We start from the raw sequence: 11410 nt of genomic DNA on the forward strand, positions 1-11410 counted from the left end.
GGACCGGCCCCGCTTTCCGGGACGTACCCCTCGATCAGTGGCGGCGCTCGACCACCGTCAGGGTGAAGTCGTCGTACGACGGCGCGTGCTTCCGGTCGCCGCCGTAGACCGCCCGTACCTGGTGCCTGCCCGGCTGCGGCAGGCGGTCCACCGTGCAGGTGGCGACGCCCTTCTTGACCGTGGCCTCGCACAGCACGTCCTCACCGAGGAGGAACTGCACCGGGCCGGTCGCGGAGCCCGGCTTGACGGTGGCGGTCAGCTTGACGCTCTTGCGCCAGGTCGCCGTCACGTCGTCGGCGTGCACCGACGTCTTGACGAGTTCATCGCCCGGTGTCTTCGTCACGGTCACCACGCGGTTGGCGACCGCCTGGTTGCCGTTGCTGTCCGACACGAGGTAGGTGAGCGGGTAGCTGCCCGGCGTCCGGGTGTCGACGGTGCCGACCACCTGGATCCGGTCGGTCACGTCACCGTCGGTGTTGTCCCGTGCGGTGACCCCGGCCAGCGGGTCGAAGGCCGTGTTCTGCTTCACCGTGGTCGACGCCGGGACGGTCAACACCGGCGGGGTGACGTCGGTGCCGGCCGCGGTGGCCGTGAAGATGCCGCCGAACTGGTCCGCCGAGCCGACCTGCGCCCCGTCACCGGTACGGCTGGTGCTGGTCCACGCGTACAGTTCGCCCTCGGTCAGGCCCGTCCACTCGACGCTGGCCGGCCAGCCCGACTTCGCGGTGGCCTCACCGATCACCGTGTCGGTCGGGGTGACGACGGCCAGGCTGTCCGTGCCGAAGCTGGTGGTCCGGCTGGACAGGTCGATCGGCAGCACCATGTTGTCCTCGGCGCCGTTGTAGCGCTTGCGGTCGTCGTACTCGGTGGCGCCGAAGTTGTCGAGCATCGGCGAGTAGGTGTCGATGCTCATCTCGGACCGGTCGACGTCGATCTGCAGCAGCCGCAGGAAGCTGGCGCCGAACTGCAGCAGGTCGCCGCTCCGGTGGTCGACGGTGCCGTCGCCGTTCAGGTCGAGGTTGCCGTTGGCGTCGACCTTCTCCGGCCACAGCTCGCCCGCGGTCATCTTGTAGAACTGGTAGTCCGCGAGCAGTTCGACCACGTCGTGTGCCACCGTCACGCCGACGCCGGTCTTGAGGTTGGTGCCGACGCCGTGTTCGTGGCCGGCGAGGACCAGGAAGACGTTCGGGTTGTTCTGGACGATGGTCGAGAAGGCCCGGGAGCCGTCGGTGGAGAAGCCGGCGCCGCGGCCGTCCGGCGTGGCCGACGGGGCGAGGTAGGCGTGGGTGAGCAGGATGCCGTTGCGGTCGTGGTACCGCTGGAACACCGAGCTGGCCCAGTCGGCCTCGGCCTGCGTGACGCCGTAGGACAGGCCCACCGCCACGAAGTCCAGCCCACCGGCGGAGAACAGGACGTAGTTGTTCTGGTTGTCCCTGCCCGGGGTGACCGTGTTGCCCGCCGGGTCGGTGGTCTCGTCCCAGGCGTGGTACGACGCCTTGGACCCGGCCGGCCACTTCTTGGCGCCCTCGTAGTAGCGCTCCGGGCCGTAGTAGCGGTTGAAGCGCGAGGTCGGGCCGGTCTCGTTGCCGCCCTGGTTGTCGTGGTTGCCCGCGACGACCTGGTTGACCAGACCGGCGTCGTCAAGTGTCCGCTGCGCCTCCGAGGTGAACTCGAACTCGCGGGTCACCTGCTCGTCCAGACCGGGGTAGAGCAGGTTGCCGCTGGAGTCCCTGGCGAGCGGGTCGGAGTAGTCGTTCTCGATGACGTCACCGGTGTGCGCGGTGTACGCGATCTTCCTGCCGTCGGCGTTGTCGGCGAGCCAGCGGGTGGTGTCCCGGTAGGACTTCTGCCAGAGCGCCCGCTCCTCCATGGTCATCTTGTCGGTGGGCTCGTCGACGCCGTCGAAGTCGTCGTACGTGCCGCCGGCCGCGCCCTCGGCGAGGTACTGCGTGTCGGTGAAGTGGGCGAGCGAGAAGTCGTACCTCGACGGGTCCTCGAAGTGGTCCCGGTTGGCCGGGTCGTTCGCGGAGCCGTCGCGCGGCGCGAGGTCGTCGGCGAACGGGTCCGCACCGACGACCAGGACGTGGACCACACCGTTGTCGACCAGCTCGGGCCGGACGACGGCCTGCAGGGTGGTGTCACCTTCGGCCTGGCCACGCGCCGTGGCGAGCTCGGTCCAGGTCTGTGCGGTGGCGTTCCAGGCGTGCAGCGAGACGGCCCGCTCGGGGTCGACCACGCCGTTCCACAGGATCTGGCGACGCTCGCCCGAGGCCGGCACCTGGACGTCGAAGCGCTGGAACGGGATGTTGCCGGTGGACGGACTGTTCGCCACCGTGCCGTCCGGACGCGGGCTCGCGCCGATCTGGCCGCCCTGGGTGTAGGAGAAGTCCAGCGTGGCGGGCATGACCGGGACGACACCCTGGAAACCACCGACCGGCACGCTCGGCGTGGCCTGCCGGAAGGTGGTGGTGACCGGGCCGCCGTCGGGGTTGTGCGCGATCGCCGACAGGGTGACCCGGCCACCTCCCTGGCCGACGTCCGTGCCGCCGGAGGTCGGGATGGCGTCGGAGGTGAAGGTCACCGTCTTGCTGACCGGCTTGCCGAACACGTCGGTCGCGGTGATCTCCAGGGTGTGGTTGCCGGACCTCAGGCCGGCGCCGACCTCCTGGCCGACCTGAACGGGCGTGCCGTCGAGCAGGTACCGCCAACCGGTGGCGTTGCCCTGGTTGGTCACGGCGACCTGGAACTCGGTGGGGCGGCTCAGGTGCGCGCCCTGCGCCGGAACGGTCGAGGTGACCGCGACGCCCGCGTCCCGGACGGCACCGAGCGCGGCGATGTTGAGGGCCTGCACCTCGTCCAGGGTGAGCACCCGGGAGTAGATCCGTGCGTTGCGTACGGTGGCCGGCGTCCAGAACTGGTTGACCGCGTCCGCGCCCACATAGAAGGCGTTACGGGCGGCGCCGCCGGGCAGGCCCAGCGGGGCGGGTGCGGCGACCGTGGCGGCCAGGGCGCCGTCGACGTACAGCTTGGCGTTGACGCCGTCCCAGGTGCCGACGGCGTGGTACCAGCGGCCGGAGGAGATCTGGACCTGGGCGTTCCGGTAGGCGCCGTTCGCGTACACGGCGAAGGTCAGCTTGTCGCCGTAGACGACGATCGAGTAGCCGCCGCTCTCCTTCTCGGAGCAGACCGAGTGCTCACCGGAGTTCGGCAGGGTGCCGTTGTCCTTGAAGGTGCACTCGATGGTGGCCTGGTTGCGGATTTTCTCCCACTGCGTGTCGCCCATCGCGTACGCGTACGCGTCGTTGGCGCCGTCGAAGGACGCGACCGGCACCTTCACCGCGCTGTCCTGCGCGATGACCGGCTCGCCGACGGTGGTGACGGCGAGGTTCTGCGCGTCGTCGCGCGGGGTGTTGTCGTCGAAGTCGACGTCGAGGACGTCGGCGACCGGCACGGGCGGGGTGAGCCCGTACGCCGAGGCGAGTTGGGCCGCCTGGGCCGGGTCCAGCGCCGCACTCCACACCCGGCTGCCGGCGAAGGAGGCCGGCGGGGCGACCTGCCCGATGCCGGAGGGCGCGGCGTCGGCGCCGATCACGAACCGGCGCGAGGTGGCCGCCGGTGGCGCGAGTGCCCCGCTGGCCGGGGTGACGCCGGCGAGCTGGCCGTTCAGGTAGAGGCGTAGGTTCTGGCCGTCCCAGACGGAGAGCGTGTGGTACCAGCGGCCGCCGGTGACCGGGGTCAGCACCGATTTGTAGCCGCCGCCGATGTGGGCCATCGTGCCCAGGTTGCCGCCGGTGACGTAGACCGAGAAGCCGCCGGCCTCCTTGTCGGAGCAGAGGTCCTTCTCGCTGCCCACCGGCATGGTGGTGTCGACGCGGAAGACGCACTCGATGGCGAAGCCGGTGGCGAACCGGCTCCACTGGTCGGCGAGGTCGAAGGAGACGGCGTCGTCGACCCCGTCCACCTTCATGATGTCGTGACCGAGCGTCGCGTCGCTGGAATAGCTCGGGGCGCCCCAGGTGGTGGGTGCGAGGCCCTGGGCCCGGTCGGTGGCGGCGCCGCCGCCGAAGCTGACGTCGAGTACGTCGGCGGCCGGCACGGTGACGGCCGAGGCGGCCGGATGGAGGTTGGCCGAGGTCGGCGCGTCCTGGGCGGGCAGCATCAGCATGCCGCCGGCCACCACGAGCCCGAGGGCGGTTGCACCGAGGTGCCGCCACCCTCGGGTGACCGGATGTGGTCGTGTTGCCACGACAACTCCTTTCTGGGGGTGCTCTGTTGGCGCCGCAGGTGGGTACCTGGGCGAGATTCGCGGCGGAACCTCTGCGGTCAGGTCCCGGGTAGACCGGCCACGGCCGTGGCGGTGAGACCGAAGCCGACGAGCGTGATTCCGCAGGCGGCCACGACGGGGGCTACCCGCGCGGCCACCGTCAGGAGGGTGCGGGACGAGGCGGCGCGCACGACGAGGGAGCGTCCGGTCAGCGCCAGCAGCCCGACGGTGAAGAGCACCGCGGCGAGCCCCAGGCCGAAGCAGGCCACGAGGACGAGTGCGAACCCGGCCCGTCCGGCGAAGATGCCGGTCACCAGCGCGAGGAAGGCCGCCGGCGACGGGGTCAGGCCGCCGGAGACGCCGAGCAGCAGGAGCCCGGGCCGGGACGTACCACCGTGGTCGTGGGTGTGACCGTGACCATGACCGTGGGCATGACCATGACCGTGGCCGCGCAGGTGGCGTCGCAGCAGCCAGAGCCCGACGGCGACGACGGTGAGCCCGGCCGCCAGTTGCAGGCCGGTGGTCAGCCGCTCGAGGCTCAGCAGGTCGGAGAGGGAGAAGAAGGTCCAGGCGACCGCGACGGCGAGCACCGAGACGGTGTGCATGACGGCCACCGACACGCCCAGCCAGGCGGCGTCGCGGACCCGGCCCCGCGAGCCGACCAGGTACGCCGCCGCGAGGCTCTTGCCGTGTCCGGGCGCGAGACCGTGTGCCGCCCCCGCCACGAACGCGATCACCAGCGCCACCGGTACGAAGCCCGGCGACTGCACCGCCTCGACGAGCCGGTCGCCGAGCGCGGCGGCGCCGAACAGGTCGGCGGCGAGCAGTGGACCGGGGTCGGGATCGGTTGCGGACGCGGCGACGCTGGTGAGGGCGTTCACGGCTCAGGCCTCTCGTCGCCGTCGGCGGTACCAGAGGATGCCGGCGGCCACGGCGGCCAGCATGACTCCCCCGACGGCCAGCAGTTGCCGGGCGCTCTGCTCGGTGGGGGTCGCGGTGGTGCTGCGGGGCGACGCGGGGCCGGAGCCCGCGCCCAAGTGCCAGTCCGCCGACTCGTGGGTGGCGTCGTACACGGCCTTCTGCCCGTCGGGTCCCCTGGCGAGCGTCCGGTACGCCTGGTGCAGGTCGGTGAGCATCCGCGACGTCACGGTCACCGTGCCCACCGGCGCGGCGCAGGTGAACCGCAGCTCGGCGCCGCCGGAGGTCAGGTCGTCGGCGACGTCGACCGCACCGTCGCAGGGCCGCCCGCTCTGGGACACGGTGATGCGCTCGGCCAGGTACCCGGCGAACTCGGGGGCTCCGGCCAGCGCCCGCGCGTCGGAGGACTGGTAGGTCACCGCACCGTCGAGCAGCACCCGGTCCTCGGGCAGCACGCCGAGGGAGACGCCGAGCAGGGTCAGGTCGTCGCTCCCGCCGACCCGCCAGCGGATCCGTACGCCGTGGTCGCCCTCGCCGGAGACCTCGATCTGTTGTGGATCGCCGAAGGGATGCGCCGAGGCGGCGTCCGGAAACACTCCGCCGAGCAGGGCGATCGCCGCCAGCATCCAGGCGCAGCGCCGCGCGTGGCGTCGGGCACGGCTCAGGGACTGCACAGCGGACTCTCATTCGCTCGGGACTCGCGGAAACGGGGTGATCGTTCCGGCCGCAGGTGACCGTCGAGGTCACGGAGACTGAGCGAACGTTGACGCGGAGATTGCCGGGTTGCGAAGACTGCCGGTGGGACGTGGGCGGCGCCGGATCCTCACCGTCGTGGTGCGTCCGCCGTTCTCACCGCCCGTGGACCAGTTCGGCGATCTGGTCGGCGATCGGGGCCCAGAGCTGCCGGGGCAGGCTGTGGCCCATGCCCTCGAAGGTCACCAGTTTTGCCCCGGGAATCGCCGCCGCGGTGGCCCGCCCACCGCTGATGTCGATCATCCGGTCGGCGGTGCCGTGGATGACGAGCGTCGGCACCCGCAGCGTCCGTAGCCGCTCGGTACGGTCACCGGAGGCGACCACCGCGACCGCCTGGCGCAGCATCCCGAGCGGGTCGTGGCCCCGGTCGTACGCGCGTCCTGCCCGGTCGGCCACCTCGGCCTCGTCGAACGGGAAGCCCGGCGATCCCACCGTACGCATCGCCCGGACCTGCCAGTCGACGTAACCCTGCCGGTCGGCGGGCGGTGGACCGAGCGGGGCGAGCGCGGCGTGGTCGGTCCGGCCGACGGTGGGGTCGCCGGTGGTGGAGAACATCGAGGTCAGCGAACGGATCCGGTCCGGGTGTTCGATCGCGATCGTCTGGGCCACCATCCCGCCGAGCGAGGCGCCGACGACGTGCGCGCCCGGCAGTCCGAGTACGTCGAGCAGCCCGACCGCGTCGGCGGCCATCTCGGACAGCGTGTACGAGACCGAGCTGAGGTCGCCGGCCAACGCGGCGGCGACGTCCGGTACCGGTGCGTCGGTGAGATGTGTGGAGCGGCCGACGTCGCGGTTGTCGAACCGGATCACGTGCAGTCCGCGGTCGACCAGTTCGGCACAGAAGCCCTCCGGCCAGTTGATCATCTGGGCTCCGCCACCCATGACCAGCAGCACCGGCGGCGCGGCCGGATCCCCGAAACGCTCGTACGCGATGGTGAGCCCGGCCGGGCCGACGTGCCGTGCGATCTCCTCGCCCATGGTGTTCCCTCCTGCTCGGACAGGGGACGGACGCTAGCCACGTCCGCGCCCGCCCGACCAGGGAAAACGTCCTGATTTTGCCAGGTTGCCGATTAGTCGATCGTGGCGACCGGATTCCGCCCCACCCCGGTTATGGTGGTGGTGGCGGGAGATCAGGCGTCCGCGCCGAGCAGCTCGTCGATCTCCTCGGCGGTCGGGGCGGTGGCCGGCCCGCGCCGGGTCACCGCGAGCGCGGCGGCGGCGTTCGCCCGGCGTACCGCGTCCACCGGGTCGAGGCCGCCGGCCAACGCGGCGGCGAACGCCCCGACATGCGCGTCCCCGGCACCGTTGGTGTCCAGCACGGTCACCGGGAAGCTGGGCGCCACCACCGGCACCCGGTGCCGGGCCGCCAGCACCGCACCCTCCGGCCCGGTCCGGACCAGCACCCCGGCCCGGCCGGTCCGCTCGGCCAGCGCGGTCGCGGCGGCCAGCGGTTCGGCGAGCCCGGTGAGCAGCCGCGCCTCCCGCTCGTTGCAGCTCCACCAGTCGGTCCGGGCCAACACCGGCTCCAGCACCGGTCGCGGGATCTCCGCGACCAGCGGGCCCGGGTCGACCAGCACGGTCACGCCCGGGTCGAGTGTGGACAACCACTCGGCCAGCGCCGGCCCGTTCACCGGATAGGCGAGGCTGTAGCCGGTGACGTACACCAGGTCACCGGGCTCCGGGGCGATCCGGGCCAGGTCCGCCGCGCCGAGGCCGGCCTCGGCCCCGGCGCCGGTGGCGAAGGTACGCTCCCCGCCCGGTTCCACCATCACCACGCTGAACCCGGTGTCCCGGTCCGGCAGCCGGGGCTGGACGAGTTCGATCCCCTCCTCGGCGAGCCGCCGCCGGACCAGGTCACCGAACGGGCCGGTGCCGTGCATCCCGGCGTACGCCACCGGCAGGCCCTGACGGGTCGCCGCGACCATCACGTTGAGCCCGCCCCCGACGGTGACCTGGCTCGCCGAGGCGAGTACGTCGCCACCGGACTCCGGCAGTCGGGGCAGGTACATCACCACGTCGACGATGGTGTTCCCGGTGTGCACCAGCCGGGGAGCCCGCCCCGGCCCGGCCTGCCCGGTCACGGCCGTACCCCGGTCAGCTGGTCGTCCGGCCGAGGCGCCGCGACCGGCGTCCCGCGGCGGTTGCCGAACGCGGCGGCCAGCAGGTACAGGCCGCCGGCCACCACGAACGCGGCCACCCAGCCGAGCCCGTTGCTGCCCATCCACGAGTCGGCCAGCGGGCCGGCGAACCAGACGTCGGTCGCCGAGGTGGACGCGGTGGTGAAGAGCAGCCCGACCACGATGCCGGCCAGCCAGGGCAGCACCGCCGACCAGCGGAACCCGCCGTGCGCCCAGTAGACGCCGGTCCGGCCGGTGTCCATCAGCCCGTCCGGGTCGTACGTGCGACGGAACAGCATGTCGACAAGGAAGACCGCGACCCAGGCGGTGATCGGCACGGCGAGCAGTGAGATGAAGGTGATGAACGGCCCGTAGAAGTCGTCGGCGACCAGCATGAAGTACACGCCGCCGGCCAGGGTGAGCACGATGTCCAGCCCGACCGCGACCACCCGGCGGGCCCGCACCCCGAGGGTGATCATGGTGAGTCCGGCCGAGTAGACCGAGAGGTTGTTGGAGAGCAGCAGCCCGCCGAAGGCGGCGAGCAGGTACGGCACCGCCATCCAGGACGGCAGCATCACCTGGATCGCCGAGACCGGGTCACTGGCCGAGGCCAGGCTGCCGTCGCCGGCGGAGAGCAGGCCGCCGAGCCCGATCAGCAGGAACAGCGGCACCCCGGCACCGACCGAGGCGGCCGCCACGATCCGCCCACCCGGGACGTGTCGGTGCTGGTAGCGGGCCATGTCCGCGCCCGCGTTCGCCCAGCCGATCCCGGTACCGGCGGCGATCACGCCGATGCCGGCGATCACCACGCTGAGCGGGGCGGCCGGTGCGTGCGTCACCGCGTCCCAGTCGACCCGGCTGACCAGGAACGCCCCGACGAGGACGTTCAGCGCGCCGAAGACGTACGTGGCCCACTTCTGGACCTGCACCAGGGTGGCGTGCCCGAGTCCGGAGACCACCAGGGTCAGCACCACAAAAACCAGCAGGCTGATCACGGTCAGTACCGGGTTCGCCGTCAACCCGAAGACGATGCTGAGCAGCGCCAGCAGCGCGTACGCGGCGGTGGTGGTGTTGACCGTCTCCCAGCCGACCCGGGACAGCCAGGAGACCAGGGTCGGCCCGTGGTTCCCGCGTGGCCCGAAAACCGCCCGGGACAGGGTCATGCTCGGCGCGCCGCCCCACTTGCCGGCCACGCTGATCAGCCCGACCAGGGCGAACGACCCGAACGAGCCGATCGCGGCGACGACCAGCGCCTGCCAGATGTTCATGCCGCGCAGCGCGACCAGGGTGGCGCCGAGCGGGAGTCCCAGGATCGAGATGTTGGCCGCGAACCACACCCAGAAGAGCTGACCCGGCCCGCCGGTGCGCTCGCCCGGTGGCACCGGCTCGATGCCCCGGGTCTCGATGGCGCCGACCCGGTTGCTGTCGACCGGCGCGGTGCCGGCCAGTTCCGTAGCGGACATCGTTGTCCTGCCTTTCCCTGTTCGCCCGCTGTCAGGGCTGCCGCCGGCGCAGGGCCAGCAGGTCGGTCGCCAGATCGGACAGCGGAAGGTGGTTCACCGTGTTGACGGTCTTCAGTGCGGTGTCGGGGAAGGCGTCGACGCCGTGGACGGCGCCGGCGACGGCTCCGACGATGGCGGCGATGGTGTCGCAGTCGCCGCCGAGGGAGGCGGCGAGCAACGCGGCCCGCCACGGGTCGTCGGGGTGGACGGCGAGCACCGCGAACGCGGCCGGGACCGACTCCTGGGTCGCCACACTCGTCCCCACCAGGCGGTAGATCATTTCGGCGGCAATCTCCGGCGGCTGGCCGGCGACCAGCCGGGTGGCCCACTCGATCCGGTCCGCGACGTCGGCGGCGGCCACCCAGTGGCCGTGGGTGGCGGCGAGCCGGGCCGCGCGGACCCCGGTCGCGGTCGCCGTCGCCGGATCGGCCCCGGCCAGGCCGGCGCTGACCGCCGCCGCGACCGCGGCGGCCCCGGCCAGCGCGACCCCGGTGTTGTGGGTGACCCAGCTCGCCGCCACCACCCGCTCCACCAGCCGGTCCAGGTCGTCCACGGGTACGGCGACGCCGACCGGCGTGATCCGCATGGCGGCGCCGTTCGTGGTGCCGAACCTGCCGGCCTCCTCGATCGGACGCCCGGCGGCGACGGCGGCGACGGCGGCCCGGGTCGACGGGCCGAGCAGGTCCAGCGACCCCCGGCGCCGCATGTCGTCCTCCCAGGCGAGCAGGTCCCGGGCCAGTCGGTGCCCGTCGATCCGGCCGTCGCCGGCGAGCAGCAGCCGGGCCAGCAGTACCGCCTGTTCGGTGTCGTCGGTGACCGAGCCGGCCGGCATGCCGGCCGCGATCGGCTGGTCGTCCGGGGCGGGCTCGAAGCCGGTGAGCCGGCCGTACCGCTGCCGGATCAGTTGTCGGGGCAGGGACTGGGTCGGCATGCCGAGCGCGTCGCCGATGGCGAGCCCGGTCAGCGCCCCGACCGCCCGCGCCTCGACCGACACCGTGCCCACCTCCGGTGTGGTGCCGCTCATTCCGGCCACCTCCCGAAGCGCAGGTGCAGCTGGAACCGCTCGGGGTCGAGCAGGCTCTCCACGTGTTCGACAAAGTCCCCGTCGGCGGTGCGACTGAGCCGGCGGGTGTGCAGGTGTGGTTTGCCGGGGGCGCAGCCGAGCAGTTCGGCGTCGGTGTCGGTGGCCGGGGCCAGCCCGACCCACTCCTCACCCCAGGACGGGACCAGCCCGGCGCCGCGCAGGGCCGCGTACAGCGATCCGGAGAGGCCGCGTTCGGGCAGTTCACGTAGCGGGCCGACGGCCGGGATCCGGCTCCGTTCGATCGAGATCGAGGCGCCGCCGGTCAGGGACCGGAGTCGGTCGACCGCGACGTACTCGGTGGTCGGCAGGTCGAACCGGTCGGCCAGTTCGGGCTCGTGGACCAGGGCCAGGCGGAGCACCCGTACGGTGGTCGGCACGCCCTGCTCGGCCAGCGCCCGGGCCCAGCCGAGCCGGTCGTCCAGCGGTCGGCCGTCAAAGGTGACGAACGACCCCTTACCGGAATGGGTGGAGATCAGCCCGCGTCGGCCGAGTTCGGTGAGGGCCTGCCGGACGGTGTTCCGGCTCACCTCGAAGCGCGCGGCGAGCGCGTGCTCGCCGGGCAGTTGGGCCCCGTTCGGTAGCCGGCCGCCCCGGATGTCCCGGGCCAACTCGTCGGCGATCCGCTGGTGCTTCAGTCGGATGACCTGTCCAGACATGTTCAGTACGGTAGCTCTGGCCTGCCGCTATCGACAACCACCCCGGTCCCGCCGAACTTCCCGCTCGCTGCTGGGGGAAGGGGTGGGGGCCGGGGTGCCCGCGACGGGATCAAGCC

Annotated in this window: 8 protein-coding genes; all 8 read right to left on the minus strand. The window is 72.5% G+C overall.

Translation table 11 applies throughout. The annotated features are described in order from the left end of the window. Positions 1–34: 34 nt before the first annotated feature. Positions 35–4246, minus strand: a complete 4212-nt coding sequence (locus tag ABGB05_RS03625; protein ID WP_347651665.1) for a LamG-like jellyroll fold domain-containing protein — start codon at positions 4244–4246, stop codon at positions 35–37. Between the two features lie 77 nt (positions 4247–4323). Then, positions 4324–5145 (minus strand): cobalt transporter, encoded by an 822-nt coding sequence (locus ABGB05_RS03630; RefSeq protein ID WP_347651666.1) that lies wholly within the window; start codon positions 5143–5145, stop codon positions 4324–4326. 3 nt (positions 5146–5148) lie between these two features. Then, a complete protein-coding gene (locus ABGB05_RS03635) occupies positions 5149–5856 on the minus strand; it encodes a hypothetical protein (RefSeq protein WP_347651667.1) in 708 nt (235 codons plus the stop codon). A gap of 175 nt (positions 5857–6031) precedes the next feature. Beyond that, positions 6032–6913, minus strand: coding sequence for an alpha/beta hydrolase (locus ABGB05_RS03640; protein WP_347651668.1), 882 nt, complete (start codon positions 6911–6913; stop codon positions 6032–6034). Positions 6914–7065: 152 nt separating this feature from the next. Continuing rightward, on the minus strand, positions 7066–8016 hold the full coding sequence (locus ABGB05_RS03645) for a PfkB family carbohydrate kinase (RefSeq protein ID WP_347651669.1): 951 nt from the start codon (positions 8014–8016) through the stop codon (positions 7066–7068). Beyond that, the gene (locus tag ABGB05_RS03650; protein ID WP_347651670.1) at positions 8013–9515 is read right to left on the minus strand and encodes a cytosine permease; all 1503 of its coding nucleotides are present in this window, start codon (positions 9513–9515) and stop codon (positions 8013–8015) included. Before ABGB05_RS03650 ends, ABGB05_RS03645 begins: the two co-directional genes overlap by 4 nt. Before the next feature lie 31 nt (positions 9516–9546). Then, a complete protein-coding gene (locus tag ABGB05_RS03655; RefSeq protein WP_347651671.1) occupies positions 9547–10578 on the minus strand; it encodes an ADP-ribosylglycohydrolase family protein in 1032 nt (343 codons plus the stop codon). Next, the gene (locus tag ABGB05_RS03660) at positions 10575–11294 is read right to left on the minus strand and encodes a GntR family transcriptional regulator (RefSeq protein ID WP_347651672.1); all 720 of its coding nucleotides are present in this window, start codon (positions 11292–11294) and stop codon (positions 10575–10577) included. The genes ABGB05_RS03655 and ABGB05_RS03660 overlap by 4 nt, the downstream gene beginning before the upstream one ends. Between the last annotated feature and the right edge of the window lie 116 nt (positions 11295–11410).

The sequence above is a fragment of the Plantactinospora sp. B5E13 genome (assembly GCF_039871775.1).
Classification (GTDB): domain Bacteria; phylum Actinomycetota; class Actinomycetes; order Mycobacteriales; family Micromonosporaceae; genus Plantactinospora.

Coding starts and splice junctions, on each gene's coding strand:
- ABGB05_RS03640 (WP_347651668.1), bottom strand. CDS start 6,913: ATGGGCGAGGAGATCGCACGGCACGTCGGCCCGGCCGGGCTCACCATC.
- ABGB05_RS03660 (WP_347651672.1), bottom strand. CDS start 11,294: ATGTCTGGACAGGTCATCCGACTGAAGCACCAGCGGATCGCCGACGAG.
- ABGB05_RS03655 (WP_347651671.1), bottom strand. CDS start 10,578: ATGAGCGGCACCACACCGGAGGTGGGCACGGTGTCGGTCGAGGCGCGG.
- ABGB05_RS03650 (WP_347651670.1), bottom strand. CDS start 9,515: ATGTCCGCTACGGAACTGGCCGGCACCGCGCCGGTCGACAGCAACCGG.